The organism is Streptosporangium heterodermiicola (genome assembly GCF_051390675.1).
In the GTDB taxonomy this organism is placed as follows: Bacteria; Actinomycetota; Actinomycetes; order Streptosporangiales; family Streptosporangiaceae; genus Streptosporangium.
This window is the reverse complement of record NZ_JBPJSR010000002.1, coordinates 533,487-549,930: the sequence shown is the minus strand read 5'-3', so window position 1 is coordinate 549,930 and position 16,444 is coordinate 533,487. Positions and strand designations below refer to the sequence as shown.

General features: G+C 71.8%; 15 protein-coding genes and 1 pseudogene. 10 read left to right on the top strand and 6 right to left on the bottom strand.

Annotated features, from left to right (window positions below; translation table 11 throughout):
- Positions 1 to 16 precede the first annotated feature (16 nt).
- Entirely contained in the window at positions 17 to 1,243 is a 1,227-nt protein-coding gene (locus ACSC1Q_RS06225) for an ROK family protein (protein WP_436757682.1), read from the bottom strand.
- Positions 1,244 to 1,429: 186 nt separating this feature from the next.
- On the opposite strand from ACSC1Q_RS06225, the gene ACSC1Q_RS06220 reads away from it, so the two are divergent.
- The 4 genes from ACSC1Q_RS06220 to ACSC1Q_RS06205 are packed head-to-tail and all read left to right on the top strand — an operon-like array spanning position 1,430 to position 6,458.
- Complete coding sequence (locus ACSC1Q_RS06220) at positions 1,430 to 2,647, top strand: ABC transporter substrate-binding protein (RefSeq protein WP_436757681.1); 1,218 nt, start codon at positions 1,430 to 1,432, stop codon at positions 2,645 to 2,647.
- Between the two features lie 51 nt (positions 2,648 to 2,698).
- Positions 2,699 to 3,634: a carbohydrate ABC transporter permease gene (locus ACSC1Q_RS06215; RefSeq protein ID WP_436757680.1), complete on the top strand. Its 936-nt coding sequence runs from the start codon at positions 2,699 to 2,701 to the stop codon at positions 3,632 to 3,634.
- Complete coding sequence (locus tag ACSC1Q_RS06210) at positions 3,631 to 4,479, top strand: carbohydrate ABC transporter permease (RefSeq protein ID WP_436757679.1); 849 nt, start codon at positions 3,631 to 3,633, stop codon at positions 4,477 to 4,479. The genes ACSC1Q_RS06215 and ACSC1Q_RS06210 overlap by 4 nt, the downstream gene beginning before the upstream one ends.
- Complete coding sequence (locus ACSC1Q_RS06205; protein WP_436757678.1) at positions 4,476 to 6,458, top strand: DUF2264 domain-containing protein; 1,983 nt, start codon at positions 4,476 to 4,478, stop codon at positions 6,456 to 6,458. The genes ACSC1Q_RS06210 and ACSC1Q_RS06205 overlap by 4 nt, the downstream gene beginning before the upstream one ends.
- 37 nt (positions 6,459 to 6,495) lie before the next feature.
- Here ACSC1Q_RS06205 and ACSC1Q_RS06200 read toward each other — a convergent pair whose 3' ends face one another.
- The 3 genes from ACSC1Q_RS06200 to ACSC1Q_RS06190 form a co-directional block, all read right to left on the bottom strand.
- The gene (locus tag ACSC1Q_RS06200) at positions 6,496 to 7,491 is read right to left on the bottom strand and encodes a TIGR04500 family putative peptide maturation system protein (protein ID WP_436757677.1); all 996 of its coding nucleotides are present in this window, start codon (positions 7,489 to 7,491) and stop codon (positions 6,496 to 6,498) included.
- Positions 7,488 to 8,480 (bottom strand): MvdC/MvdD family ATP grasp protein, encoded by a 993-nt coding sequence (locus tag ACSC1Q_RS06195; RefSeq protein ID WP_436757676.1) that lies wholly within the window; start codon positions 8,478 to 8,480, stop codon positions 7,488 to 7,490. Before ACSC1Q_RS06195 ends, ACSC1Q_RS06200 begins: the two co-directional genes overlap by 4 nt.
- A gap of 63 nt (positions 8,481 to 8,543) precedes the next feature.
- Positions 8,544 to 8,705, bottom strand: a complete 162-nt coding sequence (locus tag ACSC1Q_RS06190) for a hypothetical protein (protein ID WP_436757675.1) — start codon at positions 8,703 to 8,705, stop codon at positions 8,544 to 8,546.
- 343 nt (positions 8,706 to 9,048) lie between these two features.
- Here ACSC1Q_RS06190 and ACSC1Q_RS06185 point away from each other — a divergent pair, with 343 nt between their 5' ends.
- The 6 genes from ACSC1Q_RS06185 (at position 9,049) to egtD (ending at position 14,919) form a co-directional block, all read left to right on the top strand.
- On the top strand, positions 9,049 to 9,699 hold the full coding sequence (locus tag ACSC1Q_RS06185) for an RNA polymerase sigma factor (protein ID WP_436757674.1): 651 nt from the start codon (positions 9,049 to 9,051) through the stop codon (positions 9,697 to 9,699).
- Between the two features lie 51 nt (positions 9,700 to 9,750).
- The gene (locus ACSC1Q_RS06180; protein ID WP_436757673.1) at positions 9,751 to 10,209 is read left to right on the top strand and encodes a zf-HC2 domain-containing protein; all 459 of its coding nucleotides are present in this window, start codon (positions 9,751 to 9,753) and stop codon (positions 10,207 to 10,209) included.
- 170 nt (positions 10,210 to 10,379) lie between these two features.
- Positions 10,380 to 11,633, top strand: coding sequence for a glutamate-cysteine ligase family protein (locus ACSC1Q_RS06175; RefSeq protein ID WP_436757672.1), 1,254 nt, complete (start codon positions 10,380 to 10,382; stop codon positions 11,631 to 11,633).
- Positions 11,634 to 11,721: 88 nt separating this feature from the next.
- The gene (gene egtB / locus ACSC1Q_RS06170) at positions 11,722 to 13,113 is read left to right on the top strand and encodes an ergothioneine biosynthesis protein EgtB (protein WP_436757671.1); all 1,392 of its coding nucleotides are present in this window, start codon (positions 11,722 to 11,724) and stop codon (positions 13,111 to 13,113) included.
- Entirely contained in the window at positions 13,114 to 13,830 is a 717-nt protein-coding gene (egtC, locus tag ACSC1Q_RS06165) for an ergothioneine biosynthesis protein EgtC (protein WP_436757670.1), read from the top strand.
- 108 nt (positions 13,831 to 13,938) lie between these two features.
- The gene (gene egtD / locus ACSC1Q_RS06160) at positions 13,939 to 14,919 is read left to right on the top strand and encodes an L-histidine N(alpha)-methyltransferase (RefSeq protein ID WP_436757669.1); all 981 of its coding nucleotides are present in this window, start codon (positions 13,939 to 13,941) and stop codon (positions 14,917 to 14,919) included.
- A gap of 121 nt (positions 14,920 to 15,040) precedes the next feature.
- On the opposite strand, the gene ACSC1Q_RS06155 is transcribed toward egtD, so the two are convergent.
- On the bottom strand, positions 15,041 to 15,373 hold the full coding sequence (locus ACSC1Q_RS06155) for a hypothetical protein (protein ID WP_436757880.1): 333 nt from the start codon (positions 15,371 to 15,373) through the stop codon (positions 15,041 to 15,043).
- A gap of 45 nt (positions 15,374 to 15,418) precedes the next feature.
- Positions 15,419 to 16,015: pseudogene (locus ACSC1Q_RS06150) on the bottom strand (class I tRNA ligase family protein); the annotation flags it as partial.
- Positions 16,016 to 16,444: the final 429 nt, after the last annotated feature.

The following is a 16,444-nucleotide window of genomic DNA, read 5'->3' as shown; positions in this document are numbered from 1 at the left end:
CTGGCCGCTCTCCCGGTCAGCGGGGCGCGGGGATCCTCGCGGCGGGGTGGGCGTTCAGGAACTCGTCCAGCACGAGGGTGGCGGCCCCGTGGGCCACGGCGTCGGGGCCGAGGCGGCCCATGACGATGGAGGTCGCCGCGTACGGCCGGGGCAGGGAGTTCTCCGCCGAGGCGGCGCGGATGTCGTCGAGCAGGTGCCGGCCGAGCAGGAGCCCGAGCCAGCCGCCGATGACGATCCGCTCGGGGTTGATGAGGTTGATCAGGTTGGACAGGCCGATGCCCAGGTAGGTGACGGTCTCGGCGATCACCGGCGACCCGGACTCCACCAGCGCGGCCAGCTCGGCCTGCCAGTCGGTCGTCCGGGTGGGCACCCCGGCGCGGTCGAGGATGCCCTCGGCCCCGATGTAGGCCTCCAGGCAGCCGCGCCCGCCGCACCGGCAGGCCCGGCCGTTCACCACTATCTTGGTGTGGCCCCACTCCCCCGCGCTGCTGCTCACGCCGCGGAAGGTCACGCTGTCGGAGACGATGGCGGCCCCGACGCCGGAGCCGATCAGCACGATCACCGCGTCACCGGATCCGCGGTCCGGGGCGGCGCCGTCACGGCGGCGGGGGTCGGGCCACAGCTCGGCGCGGCCCAGCGCCTTGGCGCCGTTCTCGACGAACAGCGGGAGCGTGGTGCCCGCGCGTAGGAGCGCTCCCATGGGAACGCCGTCCCAGCCGAAGGTCCTGGTGTGGATGAGCGCGTCGGGACCGTCCTCGACGATGCCGGGAACGCCCACGCCGACGCCGAGGGCCTGGCGGGACGGGACGCCCGCGTCGTCGAGGACGACCTCGACCCCGGCGAGGATGTGGCGCACCACGAGCTCGATCTGGTGCCCGGCCGGACGCAGGGCGTACTCGACCCTGGCCCGCTCGTTCATCCCGAGGTCGAACAGCTCGACGCGCACGTGGGTCTCGGCGACGTCGACGCCGACCACGTGGCCGTACACGGGGTTGACGCGGAGGATGGCGCGGGGGCGGCCGCCGTCGGACTCGGCCTGTCCGGCCTCGACGACGATGTTCTCGGCGAGGAGGTCGCCCGTCATGCTGCTGACCGTGGCGGCGCTGAGGCCGGTGAGCCTGGTCAGCTCGTTGCGCGTCACGGGGCCGTTGAAGTATAGAGTCCGCAGGAGCATGGCCCGGTTGCCCTTGCGCACGTCGCGGACCGTCCTGCGCTCGGGCCTCACGATGGCCCACCTCCCCATGTCACGGCACATGGTAATTGAGAATTGAAAGATCTTCGTCCGGCCCGCCGGGCCCCTGGACGACCCCTGCCCCACGGGTGACCGACGTCCGTCTTTCCTCCGTGTTACCAAAGCGTTTCTTAAGGGGACTGAACTTTTTTCACATCTTACATTATCGTCCGTTGCACCCCCCATCAGGAGGAAGAAATGATCAGGAGAGTCACAGGGGCTGCGGCCGGTATGGCACTGCTCGCCGGACTCGTCGCCTGCGGCGGCGACAACGGGACGGCCTCGGAGGCCACGACACTGACCTACTGGATGTTCCAGGACCGCACCCCGCAGGCGGGGGAGGTCGTCGAGAAGTTGCGCACCGACTTCGAGAAGGCCAACAACGTCACCGTCAAGATCGTCAAGATCCCCAAGGACGACTACAACACCAAGCTGGGCAGCGCCGTCGCCGCCGGGACCGTCCCGGACGTCGGCATCCTGGACCAGCCGCTGGTCGCCAGGTACGCGCTGGACGGCACCATCAAGGAGGTGCCCGCCGGTACGGTCGACGAGAAGATCTACTACGAGGGCGCCCTCAACACCAACAAGGTGAACGACAAGCTCTACGGGCTGCCGCTCGACCACACCGCGGTTGCGCTCTTCTACAACAAGAAGCTGGTGCCGACGCCTCCCAAGACCTGGGACGAGCTCAAGGCGACCGCCGCGAAGATCCACCAGGCCGACTCGAAGATCGCGGGCATGGTGGTGCCGAAGGGTGACGGCTACGGCGGCTGGATGTGGCCGGGCTTCCTCGGCGGCGCCGGAGGATCCCTCGTCGACGAGAAGAGCAAGAAGATCCTGTTCGACCAGCAGCCCGGAGTCGACGCGCTCCAGCTCTGGGTCGACCTGCTGCCCTCGTCGCCCCGGCAGATCACCGACTCGGACAAGCCCTTCGAGAACGGCCTCGCCGGAATGATGATCTCCGGCCCGTGGGACGTGGCCACCATCAAGGCGGACTTCCCCGACCTGGAGTTCAGCACCGCCCCGCTGCCGTACAAGACCGAGCCCTCCGGCAACATCGGCGGCGAGAACGCGGTGGTCTTCAGCAAGGGCAAGAACGCCGAGCTGGCGTGGAAGTGGCTGACCTTCCTGACGAACGCCCAGAACAACACCACGCTGGCGCAGGCGCTGGGCGGCTTCCCGACGAACATCGAGGCGGCCGAGCGGGACGCGGCCACGTTCGGGCCCGACCAGGCGGCGTTCCTGGAGCAGCTCAAGGTCGCCCAGGCCAGGCCCGCCCTGCCGGAGTGGATCCAGATCAACGACGAGATCATCGCACCCGCCCTGGAGTCGGCGCTGAGCGGCAAGGTCACCTCCCAGGAGGCACTGACCGAGGCCGCGAACAAGACGCGCGCGCTGCTCAAGTGGAACGGCTAACGCGAAAGCGAGGCAAACGTGGCATCTCCGGTGCTGGCTAACAAGCCCGCCGTGACGCCTCCTCCCGGGCGGCGGCGCCGTCGCCCGGGGTTCGGGCGACGCGACCACGTCATCGGGTGGCTGCTGATCGCCCCCGCGGTGATCTACTTCGTCATCTTCCTGCTCTACCCCGCCCTGGCCGCCCTCTACTACAGCTTCACCGACTGGAACCTGCGGACGGCGCCGAACTGGGTGGGCCTGGCCAACTACACCGACCTGCTGTTCGACGACGTGAAGTATCCGCACTTCTGGAAGTCGATCCAGGTCACCCTGCTGTACACGGTGATCGCCGTGCCGCTGACGCTGGGCACCGCCCTCGTCCAGGCGCTGCTGATCAACGCGATCCGCCGTGGTTCCAACATGTTCCGGCTGCTGCTCTTCCTGCCGGTCGTGACCGCCGAGGCGGCCGTGGGCGCCATCTGGCGGTGGCTCTACGACCCGCAGTACGGCCTGGTCAACACCATGATCGGACTGGTCGGCATCCCGCCGCAGAACTGGCTCAACACCCCGGACCTGGTCATCCCGGCACTGTCGTTCATCGCCGCCTGGCAGTGCGGCATCTCGATGATCATCTATCTCGCCGGGCTGAAGGGCATCCCCGACTCGATCCGCGAGGCCGCGATCATCGACGGCGCGGGTCCCTTCCAGCGGTTCCGGAAGATCGTCATGCCGATGCTGCGGCCCACCACCTTCTACCTCCTGGTCACCGGCGTGATCGCGGCGCTCCAGGTCTTCGGCCTGGTGTACGTGATCTTCTCGGGCGGCGGCGGCAGAAGCGTCACCGGCGGCCCCGAGCAGTCGGGCCTGACCTACGTCCTGCACCTGTACCTGTTCGCGTTCCGCTACGACGCGATGGGCGCCGCCTGCGCGATGTCGTTCATCCTGTTCGTCTTCATCATGATCATTACTGCGCTGCAGTTCAAGTTCGTCAAGCAGGAGGCGTCGTGAAGGCCGCGAGGAACGTACGGCTCGCGCCCATCTACATCGCGCTGGTACTGCTGGCCCTGGTGTCGGTCGTCCCGTTCCTGTGGATGCTGGCGACCTCGTTCAAGCACGGCTCGGACGTCTACACCAAGGTGCCCAGCCTGCTGCCGCTCGACCGCAAGACCGGCGAGTTCTCCCCCACCCTGGAGAACTACGAGCACGTCCTGCAGGTCAGCGGGCTGGGCCAGGCGTTCGTCAACAGCGTCTGGGTCTGCCTGATCCTGGTCCCGGCCAAGCTCCTCGTGGACGCGCTGGCCGCCTACGCCTTCGCCAGGATCCCCTTCCCCGGCCGGGACAAGCTGTTCGTCGTCCTGCTCGCGGGCATGATGGTCCCCACGATCACGCTGCTGGTGCCGCGCATCCACGTCACCCAGGCGCTCGGCATGTTCGACTCCGGGTGGGGCCTGATCCTGCCCAACGTGGCCTCGGTGCTGGACATCTTCCTGCTGCGCCAGTTCTTCATGTCGCTGCCCTCCGAGCTGGAGGAGGCGGCCCGCATCGACGGCGCGGGACGGATGCAGATCTTCTGGCGCATCATCATCCCGCTGTCGAAGCCGGTGCTGGCGGTCGTGACGATCACCAGCTTCATCTTCCACTGGAACGACCTGGTCTGGCCGCTGGTGGTGCTCAACGACCCCGAGCTCTACACGCTGCCGCTGGCCCTGCAGCAGCTGGCCAGCAGCGAGTCCGGGCGGGCGTACTACATCATGGCGGGCGCGGCCCTCGCGGTCATCCCGGTCATCGTGGTGCTGCTGATCTTCCAGCGCCGCATCATGCAGGGGATCGCGTTCACCGGGCTCAAGAGTTGACCCCTCCGCTGGCTGCGGGCGGGGCGCCGTACGACCGCGAGGATCCACCGGCCGCGAGCCGGGCGGCGCGCGACCGCGAGGGTTCGTCAGGTGCGGGCGGGGCGATGCGCGACCGCGAGGACATGCGCCGGCTCGCGACCGAGCTGGTCGAGCCGCTGGTCCCCCGTTTCAGCCCCGGGCGGGCGCGCCTGCGGCTCGGGGCGAACGCGGCCCTCTACGGCGACGAGGCCGCCGAGCTGGAGGCGTTCGCCCGCCCGCTGTGGGGGCTCGCCCCGCTGGCGGCCGGAGGGGCCTCCTTCGGGCACTGGGAGCTGTGGCGGCGCGGTCTCGCCGCCGGGACCGACCCCGGGCACGAGGAGTTCTGGGGGGCGGCGACCGACGTCGACCAGCGGCTGGTGGAGACCGCCGCGATCGGTCTGGCGCTCGCCCTCGCCCCCGAGGCCGTGTGGGACCCGCTGAGCGGCGCGGAGCGGGACAACCTCGCCGCCTGGCTGCTCCACGCGATGACCCGCGAGACCGCCGACAACAACTGGCGGTTCTTCCCCGTGCTGGTGGGGCTCGGGCTGGACCGGGTCGGGGTGCGCTTCGACCCCGGGCCCAACCACGCCCGGCTGGAGCGCCTGGAGTCCTTCGCCCTGGGCCGCGGCTGGTACAGCGACGGCCCCACCGCGCAGCGCGACTACTACGTCCCCTTCGCGATGCACTTCTACGGCCTGGTCTACGCCGCCCTGGCCGGAGACCGCGATCCCGCCCGCGCGGAGCGCCTGCGCGGGCGGGCGGCGGCGTTCGCGCTCGACTTCCAGCACTGGTTCACCTCGGACGGGGCCGCCGTGCCCTTCGGCCGGAGCCTGACCTACCGCTTCGCGCAGGGGGCCTTCTGGGGCGCCCTGGGCTTCGCGGGGGTCGAGGCCCTGCCGTGGGGCGAGGTGCGGGGCCACCTCATGCGGCACCTGCGCTGGTGGCTGCGCCGGCCGCTCCGCGACGCCTCGGGCCTGCTGACCCTGGGGTACGGCTACGCCCAGCCCGCCCTCGCCGAGCAGTACAACGCCCCCGGCTCCCCGTACTGGGCGATGAAGGCGTTCCTGCCGCTCGCGCTCGCCGACGACCACCCCTTCTGGGCGGCGGGCGAGGAGCCCGCGCGGGAGCTGCCCGAGACCAGCCTGCAGCCCGAGGCCGGGGTCGCGCTGATGCGGTGCGAGGAGGGCCGGCAGGTCGTCATGCTGAGCGCGGGGCAGCACAACGCGTGGGTGCGGCACGGCCCGGCGAAGTACGCCAAGTTCGCCTACTCGACGTCCTTCGGGTTCAGCGTGCCCGCCGGTTCGTGGGGACTGGAGCAGGGCGCCTTCGACGGCACCCTGGCCCTGAGCGACGACGGGACGCACTGGCGGCCCTGCGAGGCGCCCGGGGACCTCTCCGTGCGCGACGGCCTGCTGCACGCCCGGTGGGAGCCGTGGCCGGACGTGGAGGTCGACACCTGGCTGCTCCCCCGCTCCCCGTGGCACGTGCGGGTGCACCGCGTACGGTCGGGGCGGGGGCTGCTGTCGGCCGAGGGGGCGTTCGCGGTCGACCGCGACCCCGTCGCGCACCGTGTCGCCGAGGGCCCGGGGCACGCCCGCCTCGACTCCCCCGCCGGGCTGTGCGTGATCGAGGACCTCGGCGGGCCCTCGGGCGGGCCCCTCGGAACGGGAAGGGCCGGGGAACTGGTCCGTCCCCTGCCGGGGACGAACGTCGTCGTCCCGCGTACGGTCATCCCCACGCTGCGCGGCGAGCACGAGCCGGGCGAGCACTGGCTGGCCTGCGCGATCCTCGGCCTCTCCGGTCCGTACGATGCCGGTCCGTACGGTGCCGGTCCGCGTGGCTCCCGGACGCCCGGTTCCGGGCCCTCCGGCGCCGGAGGGCCCGCGGGCTGGCCGGAGCCGCCCGGACTGGAGGACGTACTGGCGCTCCTCCCCGGCGGGCACCCCTTCGGGACCGGTTGACCGGCCCACCGGACCGGCCCGCGAGGGGGTGCCGCGCTCAGAGCCAGTACCACTCGATGTTCGCCTCGGCCCGCCGTCCGGCCATGAAGGCGGAGAACGCGGCCCGGCCCGCCGCCGCGAGCGTCGCGGCGTCGGGCCGGGCGGGGCGGCGGTGGCGTACGGCGCCGAAGAGGAACGCGTCCCGGTACGGCACCGGACCGACCGCCACCCCCTCGGCGGCGTCGCGCAGCGGCTCGGGCAGCTCGGCCGCGGCCCGCTCGGCCACCCGGACGGTCAGCTCCCCCGAGGGACGGGCCACGGCGTCGGCCAGCGCCGCGAAGGGGTCGTCCCGGCCGGCCAGCACGGCGAGGCCGGACTCGGGACCGACCGCCCACGTGGCCGACACGTGGTCGAAGTCCGCGGCGTGCGCCTCGAAGTAGGCTCCGGCCGACTCCTTCTCCTTGCGGCCCCTGAACCGGCTCGCCCTGGCCAGGGAGTACAGGTGGTTCCGGTACGCCTCGGGGGTCAGGCCGACCTCCTCCAGCCACCGCAGCATGTCGGCCCGGCTGTGCAGCCCGCGCCGCAGCCGGAAGTCGTCGGACGCTCGCTGCAGATCCTCCTCGGACGGCGCCTCCTCCTCCCAGGTCTCCAGCGCGAGGAGGCAGTAGTCGATCAGGTCGTCGTGCAGTGTCCGGTCGCGCTCACCGTAGGCCCGCATCGTGAGCAGGGCCGTCTGCACCGACAGCTCCTGACCGTCCACGCTCAGTACCTTGCTCGCCGCCCAGTGGGCGGAGTGGTCGACCGTCCACGGGACACCGTCCTCGACGGACGCGGTGACCGCGACGGTGCCGCCGTCCGGATGGTCGATGAGCAGGTCGTAGTCGACCATCGGCGTGCCCGGCCGTACGTCCACGACGAGCTGGGCGCGGGAGCCGGGGTGGGCGGCGCGCCAGGCGGCCACGGTCGTGCGCGCGCCGGGCACGGCGTCGCGGTGGCGCGGCAGCCCGCGCAGCAGCTCGACGGCCGCGGCGAGCGTCTCCGGGTAGCGGGTCACGCGGGCACCTCCTGGACGGCCGGGCGCTCTCCGGCGGCCAGCCAGTCGGCGACCGCGTCGGAGATGCGCAGGTCGGTGAACTCTTCCAGCCATCCCCACTGACCGTTGGCGTTCAGTTCCAGGTACACGTACTCGCCTTCCGGGGTGACGATCACATCGATGCAGCCGAAGGCCAGGCCCAGCGACCCGACCAGCTCGACGCAGCGCCGTTCCACGTCCTCGGGCAGGTCGTGGACGGCGTACTCGGTGAAGTTTCCTTCGTAGTGGCGGAAGTCCTCGCGGGTCATCCGCGACCCCTGGGAGTGGATCTCCGCGGTGAAGACCCGCTCGCCCACGACGGTGATCCGCAGTTCCACGGCCTTCTCGATCCTCGGCTGGAGGATCACGGGGGTGTGCGCCAGGCGGTGGCGGCTGGTGAGGTGCCGCCGGGTGAGCGGCGTGGTGTAGAAGCTGTGGCCCCTCCCGTCGAGCTTGTACGGCACGAACCCGATCTCCTTGGCGATGAGCCGGCCCTCCGTCTCCGCCCACGCCCCGGCCAGCCCCTCGGGGTCGTTGGTGAAGGTGGTCGCGGGCACGGTGAAGCCGAGCCTGGCCCCGGCGGCGAGGTTGACCAGCTTGTTCTCGGCGTGCGTCTGGACACCCGGGCGGGCGGGAAACCAGCGGGCGTCGAACGTGTCCTCCCAGCCGGCGAGGTAGACCCGCCCCATCTTCTCCACGAAGTCGCGGTAGCCGGGATCCTCGACGGTCGACGCCGCCCGCGGCCGCCCGGGGCGGCGCACCCAGACGGTGCTGACGACCGAGGAGTCGATCTCCGCGTCCTCCGTCACCAGCGTGTGCCGCCACGCTCCGCCGACCAGCCGGGAGGTGATCCGGGCGGCGGCGGGGTAGTCGCCGGGGTCCCACCAGTACACCTCGACGCCGCGCTCGACGAGCTTGGGCAGGACGAGGTTGACCCCCGGGTCGCTCTTCTCACTGAGTATCAGGATCACGGCGTTCTCCATATGAAAGACGGGTGGCACCCGTGCGTCCGCACGGATGCCACCCGGGTTCCTCTAGTACGAGTAGTCGTAGCACTGATCCGGCTGGCCGTTGTTGATGGAGGTGCACACCTTGGGGCTGGGCGGGGTCATCGGCTCGCGTCCGCCGATGACGGTGTCCAGCGCGTCGTCGGACAGCGCGGCCGTGCCCGGCAGATCGTCGATGCGAATGGTCATCGTCTCAACCTCTTTCCTTCGTCATGAACTTTCCCTGTGCTCCCGGAGCCTGACGATGTGATCTTGCAATGGGCTTGGATCCAACTTGGATCTTGCGGGCCCGGCGACCGCACGAATCCGGCGCCACTCAGGCCGCGTACGAAAAGGTGTCGAACCAGGTCAGAACGGGAATTTCATCCCAGAGCCACCATTTCTCCCGGCGGCATTCTCGGCCGGGAGGGTGCCACGACGACCGGGATGCCGAACGGAGCGCCGCGTCGCCACGACGACCCGCGAGCGCCGCGCATCGACCGCGCGCGTCAGGCCATGGATCTTCCAGATGCCCCACCGGGAGGAGGCGACCGTGAGGTCCTTCGCAGACGGCACGTTGCCCTCGGACGATGTCGTCGTCGCGGCCCTGCGCGCCGGGGATGAGGCGATGTTCACGACGCTGCTGGACACCTGGTCGCGGGGGATGCTGTGGCTGGCCCGCGCGCACGTGTCCACCAACGACTCGGCGGAGGAGGTCGTGCAGGACACCTGGCTGGCGGTGATCCGGGGCATCGAGGCCTTCGAGGGCCGCTCGTCGGTGAAGACCTGGGTCTACCGGATCCTGGTCAACACGGCCAGGAGGCGAGGCCTGCGCGAGCACCGTACGGTGCCCTGGAGCAGCGCCTTCGAGCGGGAGAGCCAGACCGTCGACCGCTCGCGTTTCCAGGGGACGGACGACCCCTTCCCGGGACATTGGCAGGATTTTCCCGCCGCCTGGCCGACTCCGGAGAGCGAGGTGCTCGCCGCCGAGGTGCGCGACCGGATCGCCGCCGCCCTGGCCGAGCTGCCGATCAGGCAGCGCACCGTGATCACGCTCCGCGACGTCGAGGGCTGCACCTCCGAGGAGGTCTGCGAGATCCTGGGGATCTCCGCCGCCAACCAGCGCGTCCTGCTGCACCGTGCCAGGACGGCGGTGCGCGGGCGGCTGGAGGACTACTTCGAGACGGCGAGACGGCCGGCGTAACGCGGCCGGCACGCCAGGTTCGGCTACGGATCCGGTTGTCGGGATGGTGAGGTGGTCAAGGTTCTGAAGCGGTTCAGTTGCGAGGAGGCGGTGGAACTCGTCACCGCCTTCATGGAGGGCGAGCTCGACGAGCCCACCCGGCGCCGGTTCGAGGAGCACCTGGGCGGCTGCGAGGGCTGCGAGCGCTATCTCGGCCAGTTCCGCGTCACCGTCGAGGCTCTCGGCCATCTCCGGACCACCGGACCTCCCGGCCGGCTCCACACCGCCGCCGACGCCAACGCCGAAGCCGACACCGAGGCCGACGAGGCCGCCGAGACCGCTGAGGCCGCTGAGGCCGACGACCCGCGTCCTCACACTCCCGGCACCCCCGGCGCCCCCGGCAGCGCCGTCACCACCGACGCTCCCGAAGCTCCCGGTGCCGCCCCCGGCCCGTCGCGGCCGGGGAGCCTGCCGGAGGGTACGCGCGACCGGCTGCTGGCCGCCTTCCGCGCCAGGCGGCGCACCTCCTGAGCCGCTGGGGACACCACCTCCCGGAACACCGTCCCGCCCAGGCTCGCCCCGCTCCTCGCCGGGGCGACCCGCCCCCCCGGCCTCCCGGCAGCCCTCCCTGTAACGCCTCGGTGCCTCGCGACTCTATAAATCCGTACACATCTGGATATATCAGGCGAAAGGGGATGGGGATGACCGGTCTGGCGACCGAGGACACACTGATCCGGAACGCCTCCGATGTGGAGACCTTCGCGCGACGCTGCTTCCACGGCTCTCCCGGCGACCAGGTCGGGGTCGAGCTGGAGTTCCTGGTGTACGACCGCACGGCTCCCGCCCGGCAGGTCCCGATGGCCAGGATCACCGACGCCCTGCCACCGCTGCCGGGCGGCAGCCTGGTGACCTTCGAACCGGGAGGCCAGCTGGAGCTCTCCGGGCCGCCCGGCTCGCTGCCGGGCGCGATCGCCCTCCTCACCGCCGACGTGGACGCCGTGCGCCGGGCGCTGCGGGACGCCGGCCTCGCGCTGGGCGGGGTGGGTCTCGACCCGCTGCGCCCGGCCAGGCGGCAGCTGCGCCTGCCCAGGTACGAGGTGATGGCGCGGTTCCTCGGCACGCCGTACGGGTCGCTGATGATGTGCTCGACGGCGTCGATCCAGGTCAACCTGGACCTGGGCGACCGGCCCGCGGTGCGCTGGGAACGCGCCCACCTGCTGGGGCCCGTCCTCGTGGCGGCCTTCGCGAACTCGCCGCTCAGCGAGGGCCGGCCGTGCGGGTGGATGTCGGGGCGCCAGGCGGTGTGGGAACGGCTCGACCGCACCCGGACGGCCGCCGTCCCGGCGAGCGTAGACCCCGGCGCCGCCTGGACCGAGTACCTGCTCGACGCCCGTCTCATGGCCGTGCGTGGCACCACGGGGAGCGGCGGGAACGGGAACGGCGCGGAGCCGTACCGCCCGGTCCTCGACGGCTCGACCTTCCGCGACCGGCTGGCCTCGTCCGAGCATCCGCCGACCCTGGCGGACCTGAACTACCACGCCACGACGCTCTTCCCGCCCGTACGGCCGCGCGGCTGGCTGGAGATCCGCTACCTCGACGCCCAGCACCCGGCGAACTGGCCGGTGTGCGCGGCGGTGACCCACGCCCTGGTGATGGACGACCGCGCGGCCGACGCGGCATTGGCCGCGGCCGAACCGTACGCGGGGATGTGGTCGGCGGCGGCGCGCCACGGCCTGTCGGATCCCCCGCTGCGCAGGGCCGCCCGCGCCTGTTTCCGTGCCGCCCTCTCGGCGCTGCCCCGGCTGGGGGCGCCCCCGTCCCTGGTCTGCGAGGTCGCCGCGTTCGCCGACCGCCACGTGACACCCGGCCGCGCCCCGGCCGCGGACCTGCTGGATCTGACGAGGGGACCGGGAGGGCGCCTGCCGGACTGGCTGGCCGAGGAGGGACGGATCTGAGTCCTTCCCGGAACCGGACCATGACCTGACCGTTCCGGACCGGGAGCCCGGGTCGGAAAACCCGGGGTCCCCACGCTGGAGGTATCTGATGAGCGACTTCAAGGAACGGATCGCCGCCGAGCTGACCGCCGCGCGGAACCGCTCCACCGCCTACACCGACGCCGAGGACGACCTGCTGGTCACGCAGCACTCGCCGCTGATGTCGCCGCTGGTGTGGGATCTCGCCCACGTGGGCAACTACGAGGAACTGTGGGTGCTGCGGCAGGTAGGCGGGATCACCCCGCTCCGCCCGGAGATCGACGAGCTGTACGACGCGTTCAAGCACCCGCGCGCGGACCGCCCGTCCCTGCCCATCCTGGGACCGGTGGAGGCGCGCCACTACATCGAGGGCGTGCGCGGCCGGGTGCTGGACGTCCTGGACACGGTCGACCTGCACGACCCCGACCCCCTGCGGCGGTACGGCTTCGTCTTCGGCCTGGTGATCCAGCACGAGCACCAGCACGACGAGACGATGCTCGCCACCCTGCAGCTGTCGGGACGGCCGGGCCTGGTCCGCGACGGCGACCTGCCGCCCGGCGGGTCCTGGCGGACGCGCGGCGCCGACGAGGTGTTCGTCCCCGCGGGCCCCTTCATGATGGGCACCGACACCCAGCCGTGGGCCTACGACAACGAGCGCCCCGCCCACCAGCTCGACCTGCCCGGTTACTGGATCGACAGGCTGCCCGTCGGCAACCGCGCGTACGCGGACTTCATCGAGGACGGCGGCTACGACGACCCCCGCTGGTGGGCCCCGGACGGTCTGCGCTGGCTGCGGCGGACCCGCGCCTTCGCCCCGCTGTTCTGGACCAGGGACGGCGACACCTGGTGGCGTACCCGTTTCGGCAGGACCGAGCCCGTCCCCATGGACGAACCCGTACAACACGTGTGCTGGTACGAGGCCGACGCCTACGCCCGGTGGGCGGGACGGCGGCTGCCCACCGAGGCCGAGTGGGAGAAGGCCTGCGGCTGGGACGCCGAGGCCGGGCGGTCGCGTACGTATCCGTGGGGCGACGGCACCCCCGGGCCCGGCGTGGCGAACCTCGGGCACCTGGCGGCGCGGCCCGCGCCGCTCGGCGCCTTCCCCTCGGGAGCGAGTCCCTGCGGCGCCGAGCAGATGATCGGTGACGTGTGGGAGTGGACCGGCTCGTGGTTCCTGCCCCACCCCGGCTTCCGCAGCTTCCCCTACCGCGAGTACAGCGAGGTGTTCTTCGGCTCGCACTACCGGGTGCTGCGCGGCGGGTCCTGGGCGTCCGACCCGGCCGTGGTCCGCACCACGTTCAGGAACTGGGACCGCCCGGCCCGCAGGCAGATCTTCTCCGGCTTCCGGTGCGCCCGCTCGGCCTCCCCCGAACACTCTCCGGGACACTCCCCAGGTTCCACGGGCCACGCACCGGGCCACTCACCGGGCCACGCACCGGGACGCTCGGCGGAGCGAGAGTAGATGTGCCGCCACGCGTCATGGCTGGGTGCTCCCCGCACCCTCGCCTCGCTGATCCACGAGCCGGTCCACGGCCTGCTACGGCAGTCCTACGCCCCGCTCCTGCAGCGCCACGGCACGATCAACGCCGACGGCTTCGGCATGGGCTGGTACGACGCCGCCCGCGCGGAGCCGGTCCGCTACCGCCGGACGATCCCCGCCTGGACGGACGCCAACCTGGCGGGCCTCGCGCGGACCGCCCGCTCCGGCTGCATGCTGGCCGCCGTGCGGTCGGCCAGCGCCGGGATGCCGATCGAGGAGACCGCGACCGCGCCCTTCACCGACGGGTCGTGGCTGCTCAGCCACAACGGCCGCGTCGCGCGGGAGGCGGTCGGGGAGCTCGCCGACGACGCGGAGAGCTCCTGCGACTCCGCGTGGCTCGCCGCCGCGGTGTTCCTCAGGCGACGGGCGGGCGATCCGCTCGGCGAGGCCCTCGCGGAGATCGTCACCCGCGCCGGGCTGAAGGATCCCCGCGCCCGGCTGAACCTGCTCGCCTGCGACGGTACGTCGATCGCCGCGACCGCCTGGGGCGACACGCTCTTCGTCCGCCTCGACGGCCACCCGCCCGACGGCGTGCTCGTGGCGAGCGAGCCGCTGGACGACCGGCCCGGCTGGCAGGCCGTACCGGATCACACGCTGGTCCTCGCCTCACCCGACGGGGTGCGCGTCCAGCCCCTGTGAGCGGGGGCCGGGCGGAGCGAGACCACAGGAAAGCCGAGTCACAGGAAAGCACAGCACCCGGCCACGGACCGGCGAGCGGGACCGTGACCCACACACCCAGGAGGCCCCGTGTCCGTCAGCCAGTCAGCCATCCGCCTGGTCAACCATCTCGGCCGCGACCATCTTCGCCAGGCACTCGAACACGACGTCCGCGCCGGGATGACGTCGACGCCGAAGTGGCTACCGCCCAAGTGGTTCTACGACGAGGCGGGCAGCGAGCTGTTCTCCCGCATCACCCGGCTGCCCGAGTACTATCCCACCCGCCGCGAGCTCGACATCCTGCGCAGGGAGTCCCTCGACATCGCCGTGCGCAGCGGCGCCGACACCCTGGTCGAGCTCGGCTCCGGGACCAGCGAGAAGACCGTCCTGCTGCTGGACGCCCTCTCCGTGACGGGGACGCTGCGCGTCTACACGCCGGTGGACGTCGACGCGGCCACCCTGGGCGAGGCCGCGCACCGGCTCGCCTCCCGTTACCGGGGCCTGACCGTGCAGGCGATCTGCGCCGACTTCGAGGCGCACCTGGGCCTGCTGCCCCGTACGGGACGGCGGTTGGTGGCCTTCCTCGGCGGGACCGTCGGCAACCTGACCCCGGCGGCACGCGAGATGTTCCTGAAGGAGCTGCGCGCCACGCTCCGCCCCGGCGACACCTTCCTGCTCGGCGCGGACCTGGTCAAGGACACCGACCGGCTCGTCGCGGCGTACGACGACGTGAGCGGGGTGACCGCCGCCTTCAACCGGAACGTCCTGCGCGTCATCAACAGGGAGCTGGACGCCGACTTCGAACCGGACGCCTTCGAGCACGTCGCGCTGTACGACGCGCGGAACGAGTGGATCGAGATGCGGCTGCGCGCGAGCCGCGCCATGCGCGTGCGGATCGGCGACCTCGGCCTGCGGGTCTCCTTCGAGGCCGGGGAGGAGATGCGGACCGAGATCAGCGCCAAGTTCCGCCCGGAAGGGCTGCGGCGAGAGCTCGTCACGGCCGGTTTCGGGATGATCCGCCAGTACACCGACCCGACCGGCGACTTCGTCCTCGTCCTCGCCCACCCGTGATCGATGATCTCCGCGACGTGCCCATGCCGTATCCCGACGCCGTCTCGTCCCGATGAGGTTCGGGACGCGGGACCTGGCCGTCGTGCGGGATGAGGATCGCGGCCGTCTTACACGGCAACAGTCAGGACACCGGCCCCGGCTTCGGCTTCGGCTCCGGCTCCGGCTCCGGCTCCGGCTCCGGCTCCGGCTCCGGCTCCGGCTCCGGGACGGTGATCCGCCGGAAGACCGGGCGTGGTCCGGGAAGCCCGTCGTCCCCGGCCGTGCACTGCGCGGCGATCCGGGCGGCCGTGCCGGGCAGGAAGGGCGCCAGCCGCTCGCCCAGCGTCCCGCACGCGCGGACGAGCTCGGCGAGGACGGCGTCGAGCCGGGCCGCGGCGCCGGGGTCGCCGTCGCGTTCGGCGCGGGCCAGTTCCCAGGGCCGGACGCGGTCGACGTAGCGGTTGGCCTCGTCCACGATGGCCCAGACCGGCGCGGCGGCCCGGCGGAAGAGGTCCTCCAGGCCACCGGCGATGAGGCCGAGGACCTCGTTGCGGCGTTCGGCGGGCTCGATCCCGAGGCGCTCGCCGGAGACGAGGTCGTGGAGCCGGTCCGCGTAGCGCGAGAGGCGGAAGAACCAGTTCTCCTCGGCGACCCGCTGGGGCTCGACGTCGTGTTCCGGGCAGCGTCCGCCGGTGAGCTCCGCCGGGGTGTAGAACTGCTCGCAACCGACGCAGTTGAGCCCCTCTTAGTGCCTGCGGTAGAGGTCACCGGCGTCGGCGCAGGCCCGCCATAGCCGCTCCACCCCGGCCCGGTGACGGGGGTCGCGGCTGGTGCGGACGACGTCGTCAACCGAGAGCGCCAGCGGCTCGCGCAGCGCGACGAACGCCTCGGCGTTGCGGTCGGCGAACTCCTGTACGGGAACGCCCTCGGCCTCGGCGGCCAGCACGTTCTTCAGCGAGTTGTCGTCGGTGCCGGTCTGGAACCGCACCCGGTCGCCCCGCGCCCGGCGGAACCTGGCGAGCACGTCGGCCTGCACGAGCTCCAGCGCGAACCCCAGGTGGGGACGGGCGTTGACGTACGGGATGGTGGTGGTGACGTAAGTGTGCGGCGTGGTCATCGGAACCTCCGGGAAAAGGGGCTCCGGCCGGTGAAAACGCGTCGAGGCCCCGTAACAGGGCCTCGGAAACGAACGTCCGTGCGGTGTCAGCGGCCCCGTGAGCGGGGCATCATCACCTGATATGCGAACGCGTTCATGCGGCCAGGCTAACACCCCGCGACCGGCACGATCCGCCGGTTTTACCGGCCGTTCCCGATGGATCGGCAAGATCCGCCACGTGGCCGGTGAGCGTGACTGTCACAGGTGTTTTCGCCTGCGGGTCCGGGGTGCCGGGAGGCACAGCCGTGCGCTCCAAGCGGACCTGCTGTCCAAGGTGGTCCTGCCGTGGGGCCGCGCGACCAACGACACCCATCCGGCCTCCAAGGACGTGCGGACGGTCATCGACCACGCCGTCGAAAGTCGACGCCGGTCGAGGCGGCAATAGGCGAG

Bases quoted from the DNA above. Each gene is read 5' to 3' on its own strand.
- ACSC1Q_RS06225 (WP_436757682.1), bottom strand. From the start codon at position 1,243: ATGGGGAGGTGGGCCATCGTGAGGCCCGAGCGCAGGACGGTCCGCGAC.
- ACSC1Q_RS06220 (WP_436757681.1), top strand. From the start codon at position 1,430: ATGATCAGGAGAGTCACAGGGGCTGCGGCCGGTATGGCACTGCTCGCC.
- ACSC1Q_RS06190 (WP_436757675.1), bottom strand. From the start codon at position 8,705: ATGACCATTCGCATCGACGATCTGCCGGGCACGGCCGCGCTGTCCGAC.
- ACSC1Q_RS06175 (WP_436757672.1), top strand. From the start codon at position 10,380: ATGACCGGTCTGGCGACCGAGGACACACTGATCCGGAACGCCTCCGAT.
- egtB (WP_436757671.1), top strand. From the start codon at position 11,722: ATGAGCGACTTCAAGGAACGGATCGCCGCCGAGCTGACCGCCGCGCGG.
- egtC (WP_436757670.1), top strand. From the start codon at position 13,114: ATGTGCCGCCACGCGTCATGGCTGGGTGCTCCCCGCACCCTCGCCTCG.